General features: G+C 53.9%; 16 protein-coding genes and 1 pseudogene. 11 read left to right on the top strand and 6 right to left on the bottom strand.

What is annotated here, in order from left to right:
• Window positions 1-7 precede the first annotated feature (7 nt).
• Window positions 8-1,468 (bottom strand): pyruvate kinase, encoded by a 1,461-nt coding sequence (gene pyk, locus ACW44H_RS11690; RefSeq protein WP_113270811.1) that lies wholly within the window; start codon window positions 1,466-1,468, stop codon window positions 8-10.
• A 290-nt stretch (window positions 1,469-1,758) separates the two neighbouring features.
• Here pyk and gap point away from each other — a divergent pair, with 290 nt between their 5' ends.
• Entirely contained in the window at window positions 1,759-2,763 is a 1,005-nt protein-coding gene (gene gap, locus ACW44H_RS11685; protein ID WP_113270810.1) for a type I glyceraldehyde-3-phosphate dehydrogenase, read from the top strand.
• 10 nt (window positions 2,764-2,773) lie between these two features.
• Here gap and ACW44H_RS11680 read toward each other — a convergent pair whose 3' ends face one another.
• Complete coding sequence (locus ACW44H_RS11680; RefSeq protein WP_113270878.1) at window positions 2,774-3,805, bottom strand: LacI family DNA-binding transcriptional regulator; 1,032 nt, start codon at window positions 3,803-3,805, stop codon at window positions 2,774-2,776.
• A gap of 522 nt (window positions 3,806-4,327) precedes the next feature.
• Here ACW44H_RS11680 and ACW44H_RS11675 point away from each other — a divergent pair.
• From ACW44H_RS11675 to ACW44H_RS11650, 6 genes and pseudogenes are all read left to right on the top strand, one after another.
• Window positions 4,328-4,507: a carbohydrate porin gene (locus tag ACW44H_RS11675; protein WP_241524651.1), complete on the top strand. Its 180-nt coding sequence runs from the start codon at window positions 4,328-4,330 to the stop codon at window positions 4,505-4,507.
• 93 nt (window positions 4,508-4,600) lie between these two features.
• Window positions 4,601-5,854: an IS256 family transposase gene (locus tag ACW44H_RS11670; protein ID WP_113271324.1), complete on the top strand. Its 1,254-nt coding sequence runs from the start codon at window positions 4,601-4,603 to the stop codon at window positions 5,852-5,854.
• A 30-nt stretch (window positions 5,855-5,884) separates the two neighbouring features.
• Window positions 5,885-7,219: pseudogene (locus tag ACW44H_RS11665) on the top strand (carbohydrate porin); the annotation flags it as partial.
• Between the two features lie 203 nt (window positions 7,220-7,422).
• Window positions 7,423-7,947: a DUF3455 domain-containing protein gene (locus ACW44H_RS11660; RefSeq protein ID WP_113269500.1), complete on the top strand. Its 525-nt coding sequence runs from the start codon at window positions 7,423-7,425 to the stop codon at window positions 7,945-7,947.
• Between the two features lie 118 nt (window positions 7,948-8,065).
• Window positions 8,066-8,620, top strand: a complete 555-nt coding sequence (locus ACW44H_RS11655) for a sigma-70 family RNA polymerase sigma factor (RefSeq protein WP_241524604.1) — start codon at window positions 8,066-8,068, stop codon at window positions 8,618-8,620.
• The gene (locus tag ACW44H_RS11650) at window positions 8,617-9,354 is read left to right on the top strand and encodes an anti-sigma factor (RefSeq protein WP_113269502.1); all 738 of its coding nucleotides are present in this window, start codon (window positions 8,617-8,619) and stop codon (window positions 9,352-9,354) included. The genes ACW44H_RS11655 and ACW44H_RS11650 overlap by 4 nt, the downstream gene beginning before the upstream one ends.
• Window positions 9,355-9,371: 17 nt before the next feature.
• Here the strand turns inward: ACW44H_RS11650 and trkA are convergent, their stop codons facing one another.
• Genes trkA through ACW44H_RS11630 form a run of 4 tightly spaced genes read right to left on the bottom strand, consistent with a single transcriptional unit; the run spans window position 9,372 to window position 14,150 of the window.
• Window positions 9,372-10,745, bottom strand: a complete 1,374-nt coding sequence (gene trkA / locus ACW44H_RS11645; protein ID WP_113269503.1) for a Trk system potassium transporter TrkA — start codon at window positions 10,743-10,745, stop codon at window positions 9,372-9,374.
• Entirely contained in the window at window positions 10,742-11,467 is a 726-nt protein-coding gene (locus ACW44H_RS11640) for a response regulator (protein ID WP_457504638.1), read from the bottom strand. The genes trkA and ACW44H_RS11640 overlap by 4 nt, the downstream gene beginning before the upstream one ends.
• Window positions 11,457-12,650, bottom strand: a complete 1,194-nt coding sequence (locus ACW44H_RS11635) for a sensor histidine kinase (RefSeq protein WP_113269504.1) — start codon at window positions 12,648-12,650, stop codon at window positions 11,457-11,459. The genes ACW44H_RS11640 and ACW44H_RS11635 overlap by 11 nt, the downstream gene beginning before the upstream one ends.
• Before the next feature lie 9 nt (window positions 12,651-12,659).
• Entirely contained in the window at window positions 12,660-14,150 is a 1,491-nt protein-coding gene (locus ACW44H_RS11630; RefSeq protein WP_113269700.1) for a TrkH family potassium uptake protein, read from the bottom strand.
• Window positions 14,151-14,440: 290 nt separating this feature from the next.
• Here ACW44H_RS11630 and zwf point away from each other — a divergent pair, with 290 nt between their 5' ends.
• The 4 genes from zwf (at window position 14,441) to ACW44H_RS11610 (ending at window position 19,260) form a co-directional block, all read left to right on the top strand.
• The gene (gene zwf / locus ACW44H_RS11625; protein ID WP_113269505.1) at window positions 14,441-15,946 is read left to right on the top strand and encodes a glucose-6-phosphate dehydrogenase; all 1,506 of its coding nucleotides are present in this window, start codon (window positions 14,441-14,443) and stop codon (window positions 15,944-15,946) included.
• A 1-nt stretch (window position 15,947) separates the two neighbouring features.
• The gene (pgl, locus tag ACW44H_RS11620; protein ID WP_113269506.1) at window positions 15,948-16,613 is read left to right on the top strand and encodes a 6-phosphogluconolactonase; all 666 of its coding nucleotides are present in this window, start codon (window positions 15,948-15,950) and stop codon (window positions 16,611-16,613) included.
• Between the two features lie 128 nt (window positions 16,614-16,741).
• Window positions 16,742-17,404, top strand: a complete 663-nt coding sequence (locus ACW44H_RS11615; RefSeq protein ID WP_113269507.1) for a bifunctional 4-hydroxy-2-oxoglutarate aldolase/2-dehydro-3-deoxy-phosphogluconate aldolase — start codon at window positions 16,742-16,744, stop codon at window positions 17,402-17,404.
• A gap of 260 nt (window positions 17,405-17,664) precedes the next feature.
• Entirely contained in the window at window positions 17,665-19,260 is a 1,596-nt protein-coding gene (locus tag ACW44H_RS11610; protein ID WP_113269508.1) for a solute:sodium symporter family transporter, read from the top strand.
• Window positions 19,261-19,296: the final 36 nt, after the last annotated feature.

Raw genomic sequence — 19,296 nt, 5'->3', positions numbered from 1 at the left:
TGCCCTGCTATTCGCTATCAAGGACACCGTTATTCAGAGCAAGAATTTTCATAGTATTGGTACCACCATGGGCATTCATATGATCGCCACGAGTGAGGATGGCATGTTCGCCTGGGTGTATAAGACCATGGGCTTGTAACCGTTGCAGAGCTTCTTGATCAAGCTCGGTTGGCGCCATATGCGTCGTGTCGAAAGGAATGGAAACAACGCCGCGATAAAGCGCCATACGCCGTTGGGCGATAGGATTATGAGCCAAACCGACGATAGGCAGCGCTGAACGAATGCGCGACGCAATGAGTGGCGTATAGCCGGTTGCCGTCATGCAGGCAATCGCGCTAACGCCGGCTAGATGGTTGGCGGCATACATCGCCGACAGCGCAATGGTTTCATCGATGCGCTCAAAGCCTTCATGAATGCGGTGGCCCGATTCTTGAGCAAGGCGTTCCCGCTCGGCACCTAAACAGACACGATCCATCGCTTCAATGGTTTCAACCGGATAATCGCCCGCGGCGGTTTCCGCTGAAAGCATGACCGCGTCAGTGGCGTCGAGTACCGCATTGGCCACATCGAAGACTTCGGCGCGGGTCGGCAGCGGCGACTCGATCATCGATTCCATCATTTGGGTAGCGGTAATCACCGCGCGGTTCAAAGTACGTGCATGCTTGATAATACGCTTCTGGGTGCCAATAAGGGCTGCGTCGCCAATCTCTACGCCCAAATCGCCGCGAGCTACCATGACTGCCTCTGAGGCTTCGATAATGCCATCCAGGGTGGTGTCGTCGGCAACGGATTCGGCACGTTCGAGCTTAGCCACCAGACCGATTTCTTTGCCGCTTTCTCCAAGCAATTCTCGTGCTTCCTGCATGTCAGCAGCACTGCGTGGAAAAGAAACGGCCAAGTAATCAACACCGATTTCAATGGCGGTTTTCAGGTCGGCCTTATCTTTATCGGTGAGGGCGGGCGCGGATAGGCCGCCTCCCTGTTTGTTAATACCTTTATTGTTGGAGAGCTTGCCCCCAACGTGAACCCGGGTGTGTACTTCCTGTCCGACTACCTGGGTCACGTCCAATACTAATCGCCCGTCATCGAGCAATAGACGGTCGCCTTCAACCACGTCATCGGGCAAGGTTTTGTAATCACAGCCCACCCGTTCTGCAGTGCCGCTATCGGCATCCAGCGCCATATCCAAGACGAAAGCTTGGCCCGCATTAAGCTTGACAGCGCCCTCGACAAAGCGAGCGATACGAATTTTAGGGCCTTGTAAGTCGCCTAATGCAGCGACACTACGCCCTATGCGCTCAGCAATCTCGCGTACTTCGCTTAACCGGCGACGATGATCGTCGGCTGAGCCATGCGAGAAATTAAGCCGCACAACGTCTACGCCTGCTTTCAGCATGGCTTCCAATACGCCGGGGCGATCACTCGCGGGGCCGAGAGTGGCAACGATTTTGGTACGTCTTAAGGGCATATGGGAACCGAGGGCAGGATAGGAAAGAGGGGGAGTCGCTACCTGGGCTGCTGTGTTCGAAGTCGCTTTCGTCACGTGTGCACTCTCCTAATAACGGGTGTAGTTGTTGGCGATTAAATATTGGACTACGATAGCGCTCATATAGTAATTTTACTACATATCGGATGATTACTAGCCTTTTGGGGCGGTTGTAACGCGATTCATCAGCCTCATGACGCTTAAATACGTATTTTTAGTAAATTTGCTACAAAGTACGCCACTTGCAAACACTGGTTGATTGAGGAGCTATCATGACAATAAGAGTTGCGATTAACGGTTTTGGCCGTATCGGCCGCAATGTGCTGCGCGCCCTTTACGAAAATAACTATCGTGACCGCATTCAGGTGGTTGCTATCAACGACCTGGGCGACCCTTCTTTAAACTCTCACCTGCTGCGTCACGATACCGTGCATGGCCACTTCCCTTTTAAGGTAGAGCATGACGCTGAAAGCATCACGGTGGATGGCGACCGCATTACGATTTCTTCGGAACGCGATCCGGCACAGCTGCCATGGTCGGAACAGAAGATTGATTTGGTGATGGAGTGCACAGGGTTATTTACCAAGCGTGAAGCAGCAGCCAAGCATATTGCTGCTGGCGCCAAGCGTGTTCTGATATCCGCGCCTAGCCCCGATGCTGATGCCACCATTGTTTATGGGGTGAACGACCAAATACTCACCGCGGATCACACGGTTGTCTCCAACGCTTCCTGCACCACCAACTGTTTAGCACCGGTCGCGAAAGCCTTGAACGATGCAGTTGGTATCGAGAATGGCTTGATGACCACGGTGCACGCGTACACCAACGATCAGAACTTGTCGGATGTTTATCACTCCGACCCTTACCGTGCGCGTAGCGCCACCCATTCCATGATTCCTACCAAAACGGGTGCGGCAGCAGCGGTGGGGATCGTGCTGCCAGAGCTTGCTGGCAAGTTTGACGGCCTGGCGGTGCGCGTGCCGGTCATCAACGTTTCACTGGTGGACCTTACTTTCACCGCCAGCCGCGATACGACCAAAGAAGAAATTAACGGCATTATTGAAAAGGCCGCTGCAAATTCACCAGTGCTCGCTGTTAACGCCGAGCCGCTGGTATCTATCGATTTTAACCACGATGCCAACTCATCGACTTTTGACGCCAATCACACGCGTGTGAATGGTCGTCTGGTAAAAATCATGGCGTGGTACGACAACGAGTGGGGTTTCTCCAACCGTATGCTAGATACGGCACTGGCGATGCAGGCGACAGATAAGTAACGTTACTGGCTTAAGGGCAGGTGTCACCTAGTATCAACTCAGCTTTTAGCTGCTGCTGAGCAAGAGGCGTGCGGCCCAGGATCATCTGCGCCGCGACCCGCCCCTTGCCTACGCTATCCTGTCGCACCGTGGTTAAACGCGGTGCTCGGTGTTGCCCTTCGGCAATGCCATCGAAACCAGTAATGCGGAGATCTTCGGGCACTCGGATGCCGCGCTGTTCTGCCAGTGTTAGTGCTGTCAGCGCGATGCGATCTGTCATGCACAGCAATAAATCAGGCCGTTGCGCTGCAGGCTGGTCAAGAATCTCAGCAATCACCCGCGAACTTACTTCAAATGTATTCTCTTCGATATTCCATAGTGGCACCTGCGTTGTATCCATGCCCTGTTCCGTCAGTGCGGTATGAAAACCTGCCAATCGTGCCCGGCTAATCGTGCTGGTCTCGGGTAGCAGGGTGTGAGCAGGCGTAATCTGTCCGTTGTAGTGCTCCTTGGTTAAACGCAAATTAATGATAGCCGGACGCTTGGGTGGAGTTCGAAGTGCATGCATAGCGATTTTGTAGCTGGCAGCGGTGTCATCGATATGCACCGTCGGGCAGCCTTCAATATGAAAATCGACCGATACCAAGGGGCGCTGAGTAGGCAGCTCGTTGAGCAGTTTGTTATTTGTCATTGAGCCGTAAACGATAAAACCGTCGGCGATATTTGCAGCGCCGGGCGGCTGCGAGGCGGGATTGCGGCCGGTAAGTAGTAATAGCGTATGGCCGTGGGCATCGAGAACTTCGGCGACACCCGATAGAAACTCGCTAGACACGGCATCGTTCAAACTGTAGGGAAGGCTCTCAGCAAGAATTACCGCAATAATCCGCGAGCGACCGGTGCGCAGGCTACGCGCTTTGGCGTCGGGGCCGCTATAACCTAACCGTTTGGCTTCCTTTAACACGCGCTCACGCAGCGCCGGTGATAGCTGGTCGGGTCGGTTAAAAGCATTGGAAATTGTTGCGGTGGAGACGCCGAGTTCCTGCGCAAGGTCCTTGAGAGTCATTTGGCGTTGATCAGGCACGATGCCCCCTATAAAAACTAATTATTAATAAGCTATTTAGTTGAATACTGGTCACAAAATAATCCAAACCCCTCTGTGTGCGGCGCCGCCCTGATCATAAACGAAGGGTGCGATAGACAACTATTAAAATGCTCGAATTCTCGCTTGGAAATCTCGCCTTAGACATTGGTCGCTAATCAGCCCTTGGCAGTTGGTAATTAATGACTTAATCGATTAAGTTTTGTCTATCTTCTCTTAACCGTGTCGTCTCAAGTGGGTGGTTATAGATCAGCAGGCTTCGCTTAGCGGTTTTAAAAGCACCATTGGTTACTTGGTAGAACGTACTGTGTAAGGGAAGAGTTTTCGATTTTAACTTAATCGATTCAGATAAAGCGCTATCAAAATATGCACCTGGTGAGGAAACCATCCCTGCTCAGCCAAAGGCAGTGCTACAAGGGGCTGAAAAAAGCGATTGAAAGCGTGGGATTAAAAGATATTAACCAATAACAATAGGTACGAATAACAATGCATAACATGACATTCAAGAAGCCGTTAGCGATTGCCATTGCCGTCGCAAGCATGGTGATGAGTGGTGTCGCTTCGGCACAGATGACGATGGAACAGCGCCTTGCAGAATTGGAAGCGCGCATTGAAGCGGCGGAGCAGCGGGCCGATGCCGCCGAGCGCCGTGCTGAGGTGAGTTAAGCTCAAGTCTGGTGTATGGGAGGAGGTAGGAAGGGTGGCGTATCCTGTTGATTGATCACGACCAAGATCTCAACCAACACGAGTGGATACGCCATGGCCGATTCTACCCTCCGGACTCTTTCACAACCAGAACCCCAGGTCGCTGACCCGCTGCACGAGCTGCTGCGCCAAGGTGCCCGTGACCTGATCGCCAAGGCCGTCGAGGCCGAGTTGGCCACCTTTCTGGCGCAGTATGCCGATCAGCGGCTCGACGATGGACGCCAGGCCGTGGTCCGCAACGGCTACCTGCCCGAGCGCACGGTCCAGACCGGGATCGGGGATGTCAGCGTGCAGGTGCCCAAGGTGCGTGACCGCAGTGGCGGTGGCGCTCGCTTCAACAGCAGCCTGCTGCCGCCCTATCTGAAGCGAGCCCGCAGCATCGAGGAGTTGATCCCTTGGCTCTACCTGAAGGGGATCTCCACTGGCGACTACCAGGAGGCGCTGGCGGCACTGCTGGGCGACCAGGCCAAGGGTCTGTCGGCCAACACTGTGTCACGGCTCAAGAAGCAGTGGGAGGACGAGCATACCGAGTGGCGAAAGCGGGACCTGTCAGACCGTCGCTACGTCTACTGGTGGGCCGACGGGGTGTACAGCAACGTGCGCATGGATGACCGCCTGTGCCTGCTGGTGATCATCGGGGTCACCGAGCAGGGCCGCAAGGAGTTGGTGGCCGTCGAGGACGGCTTCCGCGAGTCGGCGGACAGCTGGAAGACCCTGCTGACAGGCCTGCGAGAACGCGGCCTGACCCAGGCTCCCAAGCTGGCGGTGGGCGACGGCGCCATGGGGTTCTGGGCGGCCCTGAGCAAGATTTACCCGGAGACCGACCATCAGCGCTGCTGGGTTCACAAGACGGCTAACGTGCTGAACAAGCTGCCAAAGTCAGTACAGCCCAAGGTCAAGGCCGACCTGCATGACATCTGGATGGCCGAGACCCGCGACGAGGCGCACAAGGCCTTCGATCGCACGCTGAAACGCTTCGAGGCCAAGTACCCCAAGGCGATGGCGTGCCTGGCCAAGGATCGGGAGGAACTGCTGGCGTTCTACGACTACCCGGCAGAGCACTGGGTGCATATCCGCACCACCAACCCGATTGAGTCGACCTTCGCCACGGTCCGCCTGCGGAGCAAGCGCAGCCGGAACTGCGGCTCCAGAGCGACGACCCTGGCGATGGTCTTCAAGCTGCTCCAGAGCGCCGAGAAGCGCTGGAAGCGCATCAAGGGGTTCAGCAAGCTGGAACTGGTCGTGAACAACGTCCGGTTCCAGGATGGAGAGCAAGTAACCGATCAGTCAGACAGGACTGCCGCCTGACCGCCATCCACCAGATTTGACTATAACTCTGCTGAGGTCGCCGAGCGGTCCCAGGTCGCGCCGGAAAGCGATGCAGAGATCGAAGAACGCCTAGCGCGGGTGGAGCGTTACGCCGATGGCGAAGAGGGGTTTTCGTTTAACGTTTATGCCCGCTCAGGGTTACTGATTGGCGAAGATGGCAAAAGCGAAAATGCTGGCCCCTATTTAACCCCTGCGGGTGGTGAAGGCGGCGCCGTTGGCCGTTTGGGTAATGAGCCTGATACCTACGCTGAAGCTATTTTCAATTACCGTATGCAATTTGATAACGGTGCCAAAGCGCTATATCGCACCATGATTGCTGACGGTACAACTTCCAGCAATGATTGGACTGGCGGTGAATCGGATATCAACGTGCGCCAGGTATTTGCCGAATTCAGTGATCTTCCCAGTTTTACTGGCGCATTTGAAGATGTCTCTATCTGGGCCGGTAAACGCTTTGATCGAGACAACTTCGATATTCACTGGCTCGACAGCGACGTGATCTTCCTCGCCGGTACCGGTGGCGGTATCTACGACATGCAGCTGGCAGACAATTGGAAGTCCAACCTTTCGATTTATGGCCGTAGTTTTGCCGACTTTGAATTGGTAAGCAGTGAAGATCCTGGCCTTGAGGGCGATACGGACAACCTGATTCTGACCTCTAACAACTACTTTGGTAACTGGCAGTGGATGGTTAACGGCATGTCTGCCGCTGACAATGACGAGCGTGATATTGGAGTAGGCCAAACCGCTGCCGATACCGGCTTCCACACCATGATTGCTTATCACGGTGACAGTTTCTTCGGTATGGGGGAAGGTAGCTTCAAGGCGGCAGTACTGCATGGACAAGGGCTCGGCGCCGAGACCAAAAATATTGGTGCGCGCGGTGAGCTAACGGATGACGCTACCGCCACTCGTCTGGCGGTCTACGGCACCACCTATATTGCCCCTCAGTGGCGTATAGCCCCCTCTATTCTGGCTGAAACCAGTGAAGACCGTTATGTCCAGGGCGACAAGTACAACTGGGCAGGCCTTAACGTCCGCCTGGCAAATGAGCTAACGCAAAACTTCGAAATGCAATACGAAGCTGGCTATCAGTGGATGGATCTTGATCCGCAGGGTTATAACGGGCGTAACGCGGTAGACGGTGGCTTCAGCAAGTTCACAATCGCACCTACCTTTAAGCCTGAAGTAGGCGGCTTCTGGCAGCGCCCTGAGATTCGTCTGTTTACTACCTTCAGCGATTGGGATGACGACCTGAACAATTATGGCGCTAGCTCATTAGGTAATGAAGGTTTTGCCGGTGGACAGTGGACCTTCGGCGTTCAGTCAGAGGTGTGGTTCTAAGCCATGAAAGGCTAGCTTGTAGCTGTTTCTCTTCCATTGCTCTTTGCCCGCGACCTGTCGCGGGCTTTTTCTTGAGTTATTAGAAAAGCAAAAGTGTCCGTTTTATTTTTTCAATAAAAGTGCATCCAATTCGTCTCCTCGCGGGTAATCCCTATACCGCTGCTATTGATGGCGGCTGATAAAAATCTTTTAGGAGACTGAAAATGACCATCCAACCTCTTACGCGTGCAACACTCGCCGCTACCTTGATTGCCTCCTTCAGTCACGTCGCGCTGGCCGACATGACGCCCGCGGATGTCCAGGTACCGGACGGTAATACCGTCGCCCTCGAAACCGTGGGTGTTGGCGCTATTACCTACATGTGCGAAACCAAGGACGACGGTAATATGGGCTGGGTGTTCAAAGGCCCCCACGCTGCACTGAACGACAGTGAAGGCACACAAGTGGGAAGCTACTACGGCCCGCCCGCTACCTGGGAGGCGCTGGATGGTTCAAAAATTACCGGCACTCAGCTAGCCACGGCAGCCAATGGTGATGGCAACATTCCGCTACAGCTTGTTGAAGCCAACCCCGCGGAAGGTGAAGGCGCAATGACCGGCGTTAGCTACATTCAAAGGCTGAATACCCAGGGTGGGGTTGCACCTGATGTGGCCTGTGATATGGATCATGAGGGTGCGATCGCCGTAGTGACTTACCAAGCCGATTACCACTTCTGGACGGCTGAATAAGTCCGCAAAATTGCTCATTCAACCGGGGGCTCGTTTGGCGAGTCCCTAGCGGCTATGCTGTTTGCGAGAACGACGACCGGCGTCGGTGCCGTCACCAGGGAGCTGAGGTTTGACTGACGTGTCTTCAGAATTTGATCATGCTGCTGCATTGGCTAACTGTGCTCGTGGCGAGCATGAAGCTTTGCACCAACTTTATGTACATGAGGGTGCCCGACTATTAGGCGTGGTCATAAGAATCGTCAAGGATCGTGGTATGGCCGAGGATATTGTCCACGATGCCTGTCTTAATATTTGGCAGCGTGCCGATAGTTTTGATCCCGCCAAGGGATCCGCGCGAACGTGGATATTTAGCGTGGCGCGTCACCTGGCACTGAACGCCATCCGTTATCGCGACCGTGAAGTCACTTTTGATAGTCACGATTCCACCGAATTAGATCTCGATGAACATTTTCAGCACACCTCTGTTGCCGATGAAGCCTTCGATTGGCAAACCGGCCAGCGGATGGATAGCTGTTTGGAAGCGCTTGAGCCGGAGCGGCGTAACTGCGTACTCCATGCCTATGTTGATGGACTTAGTCACGCGGAAATTGCTGCGCATACCGGCGCGCCGCTGGGAACCGTAAAAGCCTGGATAAAACGCAGTTTGCTGCGCCTACGGGAGTGTATGGCATGACCCGTCCCAGTCAGCACGAACACGAAGACGACCATACTTTAGCGGGTGAATATGTGCTGGGTACGCTGTCGTTAGAGCAGCGTAAAGCGCTAGAGGCCCGGCTACCTAACGAGCCTGAATTGCAACAAGCCGTGATGTCTTGGGAAGAGCGTTTCTTGCCCTATACCGCTATCACCGACCCGGTAACGCCTTCTGACAATTTATGGTCGCGTATTGAGCGCAGCTTAGCGTCACGGGAGGCGGTTGCTAAGCGTGCTCGACCTGCCTCTGCCGTGCCGCCAAGACCCCGCCGTATGCTGCACAGCCTGCCGCTTTGGCGTGGCGCTGCCGGGTTTGGCTTAGCGGCGGCGCTAGTATTGGGCGTGATGCTGGCCAATGAAGTCACTGAACCGACGACCCCCGAGTACATGGTGGTTCTGCTGGCGCCGCAAACACAGTCAGCGGGTTGGGTAGTGCAGGCCTCAACGCGCCAGGAAATTGAGCTGATCCCGTTGGGCACTTTCGAAGTACCCGAAGGTAAAGCGCTAGAGTTTTGGACCAAAGCAGATGAGTGGCAGGCGCCGGTGTCATTGGGGTTGGTGGAGCCAGGGCAGCCGATCCGTTTGCGCTTGGATGAACTGCCACCCCTTGAGGATAACCAGCTATTTGAGCTAACACTGGAAGACGACACCGGTTCGCCCACCGGCCTGCCCACCGGGCCGATTGAGTTTATTGGCCGCGCGGTTGAGATCTAGCCACTCAAAAGCGCCAGTTAAAAGAACGTAAGACCGACTTGGAACAGGCGCTCCACATCGCGGATGCGGCGCTTGTCGATCACAAACAGAATCACATGGTCGCCGCTTTCTACCATGACATTGCCATGGGCGATGATGACCTCTTTACCGCGCACAATCGCGCCGATGGTCGTGCCTTCGGGTAGGTCGATATCGCTGATGGTGCGCCCCACCACTTTGGAGGACTGCTTGTCGCCGTGGGCGATGGCTTCAATCGCCTCGGCGGCGCCCCGGCGCAGCGAATGGACGTTAACGATGTCACCGCGGCGCACGTGGGTGAGCAGGCTGCCGATAGTGGCCTGCTGGGGCGAAATGGCGATATCGATTTCACCGCCTTGTACCAAATCGACGTAAGCGGCGTTGTTGATCAGCGTCAGCACCTTCTTGGCGCCTAAGCGCTTAGCCAGCAGCGACGACATGATATTGACCTCGTCGTCGTTGGTCAGCGCACAGAAAATATCGCACTCTTCGATATTCTCTTCTTCCAACAGGCGTTTGCTGGTGGCACTGCCATGGAGCACCACGGTGCGATCCAGCCGCTCAGAGAGGGTGGTGCAGCGCTCCAGGCTGTGCTCGATGATCTTGACCTGGTGACTATGCTCCAAATGTTCCGCCAGCCGCTCGCCGATATTGCCACCCCCGGCGATCACTACCCGGCGGAAGTCCCGCTCGACCCGGCGCAGTTCACTCATTACCGCACGAATATCCAGACGGGCAGCGAGGAAAAACACCTCGTCGTCAGCCTCGATGACCGTATCGCCGCGGGGAATGATCGGTCGGCTGCGGCGGTAAATAGCCGCCACGCGGGTATCCACGTTGGGCATATGGCGACGTAGAAAAGCCAAATCCTGGCCCACCAGCGGGCCGCCGTAAAATGCTTTTACCGCTACCAGTTGGACCAAGCCGCCGGCAAACTCCAGCACCTGCAGGGCGCCGGGGTGCTCAATCAAACGGCGCACGTGGTCGGTCACCACCTGTTCGGGGCTGATCAGTACATCAATGGGGATGGCTTCGTGGGCGAACAGGCCCTTGCGGGTTAAGTACGCCGTGGCGCGCACGCGAGCAATTTTGGTCGGAGTCCGAAACAGTGTGTGGGCGACCTGACAGGCGATCATATTGATCTCGTCGCTGTTGGTGACGGCGATCAACATATCGGCGTCTTCGCAGCCTGCCTGGCGCAGCACAATGGGGTAAGAACCCGCCCCGGTCACGGTACGGATATCGAGTTTGGTGTGTAGGTCACGCAGTTTTTTGGCGTCGGTATCAACGACAGTAATGTCGTTTTCCTCGCGGGCGAGGTGTTCTGCCAGGGTGCCGCCGACCTGGCCGGCGCCGAGAATGATGATTTTCATACGCTCTTATCCTCACGGTCGGGTTCAGGAGAGAGCCGGTAGCCAATGCCGGGTTCCGTTTGTAATAGGGTAGGTGACTGGGGATCGTCGCCTAATTTGTAACGCAGTTTGCTCACGACAATACGTAAATAGTGGGAGTCATCTTGGTGGGTGGGGCCCCATACCTGACGAAGTAGCTGAGTTTGTGTGACGACTTGCCCAGCGGAGGCGATAAGGTGGGCCAGAACGGCAAACTCTTTAGGGGTTAAATGAACCGCTTCGTTATTCAGACTTACCTGATGGGCTGCAATATCCACTAGTAAGCCGCCATGATGGTAGCGCTGGGTGCTCGAATTGCTGACGCGCCGTCTTAACAGGGCTCGAATACGCGCCAGAAGCTCCTGAATACCAAATGGCTTGGTGACGTAATCACTTGCTCCGTTATCCAGTGCACGAACTTTCTCAGCCTCATGCCCGCGTACCGAGACGATGATGACCGGCACCTCGCAACGCTTTCGGATAGCATCAAGCACCTGCTGGCCATCCATATCGGGTAGACCAAGATCCAGCAAAATGATGTCTACATTAGGGGGGAGGGCTCCGGTATTGAGTTTTTCAAGCCCTTCTCGACCATTGGCTGCCTCAATGACCTGGAAACCTTGTGAGGTTAGGCTGATACGCAGAAAGTGGCGAATGTGGGGTTCGTCATCAATGACTAATATCCGCGCTTGATCAATCGTCATTCTCGGCGTCCTCGCTGGGTGCCGATATAGGCAGCATCATGGTGATTGTGGTGCCAATGCCAGCAGGCCCTGGGATTGCGTAAATATGCCCTGCGTGAGCGCCCAGCATGCCCCGGCAAATCGCTAATCCAAGGCCGCTGCCGTGTAGGCTGCGATCGCCTTCATTGCCTGTCACAAACATATCAAATACCCGCTCGCGTAACGCAGGCGGTATTCCTGGGCCTTGATCGGTGACCGAAAAATACAGGGTGGATGTGCCATCAAAACAGTTCTTAGCTGAGCTTTTTTCAACTGAACGGTGATTACCAGCGCAGTGAGCCTCAATAGTGATGCAACCATTGAATGGTGAGAAGCGGGCTGCATTTTCAAGCACATTGACCAATGCCTGCTCAATCAGAGCGGGGTGAACATAGAGTAATGGTAGATCGTCAGACCACTGTTGCTTTACTTGAAGACCCTCAAGTGTGCTAGCTAGGCGCTTACGAGCCGAGGTCACCAGATCGTCAAAAGCAACCCAATCACGCTCGATTTTCATGTCACCATGGCCGAGACGGGTCATATCCAGCAGATTTTGTATATAACGGTTTAACCGTTCACTTTCGCTAAGCACGCCGTCTAGTAGCTCGAAGCGATCCTGCTGGGTTAGCTGTGCATCCAGTGTACGTAGCGAGCTGGCTGCACCAATAATTGACGCCAGTGGGGTACGCAGGTCGTGGGAAACCGACGAGAGTAGTGCCGAACGCAGCCTTTCTTGCTCTTCTGCCAAGCGCGCGGCGCTAAGTTCTAATAGGCGACGGCGACTATCTCCTGCGAGCTTGCCCACGACCAACGCCACCAGCAGAAAGAATAACAGCGTTAAAAGCTGCTCTTGCTCTTCAACCGCGAGCGAAAAATGCGGGACGGTGAAGCAGAAATTAAAGGTCAGAAAGCCTAGTAGGGCGCTAAGTAATGCTGCGTAGCTGCCCGCCAATACGGCACTGGTGAGCACCGCGGTAAGAAAGATCAGCGAAAGATTGGCTAACGCGAGCCATGCGTAAAGCCCCCAGGCGATCAGCAGGGCGATGCAGGTGCTTGTCAGCGCAATCATAATTTCGCACTGCGTTGGAACACGCAATTGGCGAACAAATTGCGTGAAGTATCGAGTCATCGGTTTGCTAAGCGGCATGACATTATTGCCCTTCATGGTGATTCACTAGCGCCGCCAGAACATCGGCGTTAGTAATACGACCACCGTTAGTATCTCTAGGCGCCCCATCAGCATGCCAATGCATAGCAGCCACTTGGCTGCGTCCGGTAGGGAGGAGAAGTTACCGGCGGGGCCAATGATATCGCCAAGCCCAGGCCCTACGTTGGCCACCGCGGTGGCGGCGCCGGAAAGCGCGGTGACTAAGTCCAGCCCCAGCGCGGATAGGCTGAGTGCCAGGGCGGCGATGGTGATAAAGAAGAAAAATGAGAACGCCACCACGCTGCGCGATATATCGCTAGTTACCGGCTGTTGGTTATAACGAGTGGTAAACACGCCATTGGCATGGATCAAGTAGCGCAACTGGTTTCGCAGCATTAAGGTAGCAATTTGTAGGCGGAAGACCTTCATCCCGCCGCTGGTCGAGCCGCTGCAGCCACCGACAAAGGTCAAATAGAAAAAGGCGGCCACCGGCAGCGCTCCCCACAGCGTATAATCATCAGAGGCGTAGCCGGTGGTGGTCACTACGGAGACCACATTAAAAGTGACATGGGTTAACGACACAAACCAGTTATCGCCGTGCAGGACTCGCCAAGCGCTGAGCACTAAAATCGCAGCCAATAAAAGCTTCAAAAGACCGCGCACCTGCTGGTCTTTCCACAGAGCATCACGTGATGAGCGTATAAAGCGGATATAAAGCACAAACGGTAATGCGCCGCTGAGCATAAATAAGCTCGCCATCCAAAGTAGCCACGGCTGCTCGCTGTAAGCGCCGAAGGAGGCGTCTGAGTTCGCAAAACCGCCGGTAGAAAGAGAACTCATACCATGAACGGTGGCGTCCAACAGCGTCATTCCGCCAAACCAGTAACTGCCAATCGCGAACAAGGTGAGGCTGACATAAATCGTTAACGTCGCTTTAGCAATGCCGCCAGTGCGTGGCATGACTTTATCCGACCAGTCGGATGATTCGGTATGAAACAGCCGCATACCGCCAACTTTCAGAAAAGGCAGAATGGCAATGCCCATCACAATAATGCCAATGCCGCCCATCCACTGCATCAACCCTCGCCACAGCTTCAACCCATCGGAGAAGTGTTCAATGCCGACCAGAATGGTAGAGCCGGTGGTCGTAATCGCCGATACCGATTCAAACACGGCGTTAGTGAAGGTTAATTGAGGAGCACCCAGTATCAACGGTAGGCTGGCAAAGCCGCTAATCGTGACCCAACTTGCCGCGGTCAGGATAAACATCTGCCAGGGCTTGAGTTCCAGCGATGCCCGATAGGTAAGTAGCCAGGTCAGCGCGGCTGCGCTGATGATTATCAGCACGGAAACAGCAAAGGCGGGCGCATCTGGATCATTTTCAAGAAGTAATACAACCAGGGGTACCAGCATAAACGTGGCTAGCACAATCCAGAGAATCGAGATGATTTTAAAGACAGGCGCCCAGTGTCGATAAATATCCCTGCTACGATAAACCCATGGTGTGAACGGTGTCATATGCCCAGCCCGTGATTTAGTATTCTTAACATGCGCTATAACATCATGTTCTTCCATAAAAAATCCGTAAAAAATACAGTTGTATTGAAGACGTTTACCGAAAACCACGCGATGCCCATTAGCTTTTATTATCCTGCGAAGGCGTCGGGTGGATTTTAAAATTACCCCATTATCATTACGGATTATTTTTGTAGTAAAATTACACGAATTATTGCGTATAATGCCCACTTTACGGTAGATTTTAGGTAATCTAACTACATTAGATAGCCTAATTATAAATAGGAGCAACGATGAGCCAGTCCAATGCTTCCCAAGGTGCTGTGCTTGGTGATCCGAATCATGCTATTGATTTAGCGCTTTTTGGAGCGCTGGGTGATCTTGCCATGCGCAAGCTATTCCCTGCTTTATACCATCTTGATCGCGAAGGCTTGATGCCTGAAAGCACGCGCATTATGGGACTGGCTCGCCAAGAGCACGATGCGGTGTCTTTTCGACAACGGGTAAATGAAGCGCTGCAGAAGCGGCTGAAAAGCAGCGAACAAGACGAGCAGAGCCTTGAGCGTTTTCTCGCGCGCTTGGATTACTTAAAACTCGATTTCTCCAGTGTCGATGGGTATGACACTATTCGCCAGTGGCGAAAGGGCTCGCCTCGTCCTATGGTGGTTTATCTTTCTGTCGGTGCGCGTATTTATGGCGATATTTGCCGACACCTGCAGACCAGCAAAAGCCTGGATGAAGAGTCTCGCGTCGTGGTTGAAAAACCCATCGGCTACGATCTGCACTCCTCGGTTGAAATTAACGACGCTATTGGCGAGGTGTTTCCCGAGTCGCGTATCTACCGTATCGACCACTATTTAGGTAAAGAAACAGTACAAAACTTGATTGCACTGCGCTTTGCCAATCCGCTGTTTGGCACCCAGTGGAACCAAAACAATATCTCCCATGTGGAGATTACCGTTGCTGAAAAAGTAGGTATCGAAGGGCGCTGGGGCTATTTTGATGAGGCAGGTCAGCTGCGCGATATGGTGCAAAACCACTTATTGCAGCTGCTATGTTTAATCGCAATGGATCCTCCCTCTAATTTGGACGCTGACGCCATTCGCGATGAGAAGGTAAAGGTTTTAAAAGCCCTTAAGCCCTTTGTGGGCGAAGCGCTTGGGCGCGATGTGGTTCGTGGTCAGTACATCGCGGGGACCAGCGATGGCCAGTCAGTGCCTGGGTATTTAGAAGAAGAGGATGCCAATACCCAGAGCCAGACCGAAACGTTTGTGGCCATGAAAACCGAGGTGTCCAACTGGCGCTGGGCGGGCGTGCCCTTCTATTTGCGCACAGGTAAGCGCATGCCGGAGAAACTGTCGCAGATTGTGATTCACTTCCGTCAGCAGCCACACTATATCTTCGACCCGGATCAGCGTGGCATCGCTTCAAATAAACTCATTATTCGCCTACAGCCGGAAGAGGGCATCGCCCTGCAGGTATTAACCAAAGACAGCGGCCTGGACAAAGGCATGCGCCTACGCCCCGGCCCGCTGCACCTGGACTTCAATAGCGCCTTTCCCAAATCGCGGATACCGGATGCCTACGAACGCCTGCTATTGGAGGTGATGAAAGGGCAGCAGTACCTGTTCGTTCGACGCGATGAAATCGAACACGCCTGGCGCTGGTGCGATCAGTTAATCGACGGTTGGAAAAAACGCGATACGCCGCCACGCCGCTATCCTGCAGGTTCCTGGGGGCCCGTTGCGTCTATCGCCATGATCACCCAAGACGGCCGCAGCTGGTACGAGGATTATTAATATGAGCCAAGCACGCCAACAGCTCGCAGAGCAGCTTGCCGAAGCGGTGTTTCAAGCCCTTCAAGAAGATTTAAACCACCAAGAGCGTGTTTTATTAGTTGTCTCTGGCGGCTCAACGCCGGTGCCCTTTTTTAAAGCGCTGGCGGCGAAAACACTACCCTGGGAGCGCATAGTTGTCACTCTTGCCGATGAGCGCTGGGTAGAGGAAGAAAGCAGCGACAGCAACGCCAAATTGGTGCGTGAGCATCTTCTTCAAGGCGAAGCGAAGGCGGCTAATTTTATACCGTTAACTTGTGCGACCCAGACTCCTGAAGAAGGGGTCGAGGAAGTAGCCAAGCGCACGTCTTCCCTGGCATGGCCGGCTAGCGTTGTGGTTTTGGGCATGGGCGGCGATGGTCACACTGCCTCACTATTTCCTGACAGCCGTGAGTTAGATCTGGCGCTAGCCACCGGTGAGTTGCTGGTGGCTGTGCGCACCCCTAGCCAGCCACAGCCGCGGATAACATTTTCAGCCGACCGGCTGCATCAGGCACGTCGCCATATGTTGCATATTACCGGGGATGATAAACGTGCCGTATTGGCCAAAGCATTAAGCGGCGACGACGCGCGCCAACTGCCTATACGCGTTTTCTTAACCTGCCCACTGGCGATTTATTGGGCGCCTTGAGGCCAATTCTTAAAGCTCAGCCCTTAAAACTCAGTCCTTAAAGCTCAGTCCTTAACGCTTGGCCCTTGAAGATTGGCTCTTGAGAAATAGCCGCCTTAGCCAATAATAATTTGCTTGGAGTCTCACTAATGACTATCGAAAAACAGTTACCGTCCACGCGCACCGCAGAGCTTGATAGCATTTGCTCGAAAGCCGAGGTTATTCCTGTCATCACTATTGAGCGCCTGGAAGACGCCGTACCGTTAGGGCGCGCTTTGGTGGAGGGTGGGCTAACTGTGCTGGAAATCACCCTGCGCACCGACTGTGCCCTGGAAGCAGTCAAGCGCATGCGTGAAGCGCTGCCGGGCGCGAGCATTGGCGTGGGGACGGTATTAACCCCAGCGCAGTACCGCCAGGCTGAACAAGTGGGTGCCGATTTCGTTGTTACGCCTGGCGCGACGGAGGCGCTCTATCGATATGGTGTTGAAAGCCCAGTGCCGATGCTGCCGGGCGTATCCACAATTTCTGAACTGATGACCGGCTGGCAGTATGGCTACCGCCGGTTCAAATTCTTCCCTGCGGAATCCAGCGGCGGCGCCAAAGCAATCAAAGCGTTTGGCGCACCCATTCCTGAAGCACGTTTTTGCCCGACGGGCGGCATCACAGTTGACAACGCTGAGGACTATTTATCGTTGCCAAACGTTATATGTGTCGGCGGTTCATGGTTGACGCCTAAAGGGATGGTGGAAGCAGAAGATTGGGAGGGCATTCGTGAACTGGCCCGCCAAGCAGCTGAGCGTTTTCATCATTAAATAAGCGGTAGTTGCCCAACTTCGCACAGTGTTCGACATAGCCCCAGTTTATGTTTTTAAACGTTAGGTTTTAAAAGCATAACTGGGGCTTTTGTTGAGTTTTACGGCTTTTTGAACGCTTCATAAATTGTATAAGACCAAAGGCGTATAACGGGCTAAATTTAGCTCAACTAAAATAGCTAAACGATTTGTCTGACATTTCGCTATACGCGCATACAGTATCGTGCGTGCCACTTATAATGATGATGAGGTGAGTCAAAATGCACGCGTTGACCCTGGCGTCCTTCCTGTTCTTTACAGGACTTGTCGCCTTTATCACTTGGCGTATCACTCGCCGAGATGACCACTCAAGCACCAGTGGCTACTTTCTCGCTGGACGCACTTTAACCTTCCCCTTGATCGCCGGCTCCTTGCTGATGACCAACCTCTCCACCGAGCAAATGGTGGGGCTTAACGGCGCTGCTTTTGCCGATGGCTTGAGCGTCATGGCCTGGGAAGTAGTGGCGGTCATTGCGCTAGTTGCATTGGCGTTATTTTTCCTACCCCGCTTTTTGAAAAGCGGTATTGCTACGCTACCGCAACTGCTCGAAATCCGCTTTGATAAAGATACCCAGCTAATCACGAACATTATCTTTTTGATTGCTTATGCCGTCATTCTTTTGCCGATTATTCTCTATTCGGGAGCTATAGGCTTGCAGGGGATGCTCGACCTCCAAGGGTTAACCGGCATTGAGTCTTCCACGACACTGCTATGGTTAACGGTCTGGATTGTTGGCATTATCGGGTCGGTGTATGCACTGTTTGGTGGACTACGCACGGTAGCGGTTTCCGATACCCTTAACGGTGTTGGTCTATTGATTGGCGGTTTCGTTATTGTCTATTTCGGCTTGCAGGCCGTCAGTGACGGTACTGGCGTTATAGAAGGCTGGAATATCCTTAAAGAGAGCGACCCGGAGAAGCTTAATTCGATTGGCGGCTCCGAGCAGCAAGTGCCATTTTTCACCCTATTTACCGGCGTTTTCCTGATTAACCTTTTCTACTGGAGCACTAACCAGCAGATTATCCAACGCACCTTTGCAGCGAAGAACCTTGCTGAAGGGCAAAAGGGCGTCCTGTTGACCGGTCTCTTCAAGCTGCTGGGGCCACTCTACCTAGTGCTGCCCGGCATCATTGCTTATCACCTTTATGCCGACCAGGGCGTGCGTGCCGATGAGGCCTATGGTCACTTGGTGTTCAACGTACTACCACCTTACCTAACCGGGTTTTTCGCTGCGGTCATGGTTGGTGCGATTTTGTCGTCGTTTAACTCGGCGTTGAACAGTACCACCACGATTTTCAGTCTGGGTATCTATAAAGGCGTACTGAATAAGGACGCTACAGAAGCGCAGGTTGTTAAGTCGGGCAAGGTGTTTGGCTGGATCATGGCTATTATCACCATGATTATTGCGCCGCTGCTGGCAGGCCAGGAGAGCTTGTTTGGCTATCTGCAAAAAATGAACGCTATCTACTTTATTCCAATCCTGGCGGTGGTACTGGTCGGGCTGTTAACGAAGCGCGTTCCTCCCATGGCGGCTAAAATTGGCTTGGTGGGTGGCTGCTTATTGATTGCCGCAGGCTATTTTGTACCGCCGTTTACTCTACTACCGCAGATCATGCATGAGTTCCACTTTGTGGCGCTAGTCTTCGTACTGTTGGTAGTGATGATGCTGATTATTGGCAAGGTTCGCCCAAGGGAAACGGACTGGATTCAGGAGCACAGCGGAGATGTAGATCTAACGCCTTGGAAAGGCGCCGTGCCCGCCGGTATCGTTTTGGTGGTATTGGTAATCGTTATGTACATAAGCTTCGCTGGTTAATTGCCATACTGAGCAGCGACGAAGTGAAGCCGTAAC

The organism is Vreelandella sulfidaeris Esulfide1 (assembly GCF_054072535.1).
The sequence above is the reverse complement of the archived record's forward strand: the minus strand, read 5'-3'. Positions and strand labels throughout refer to the sequence as shown.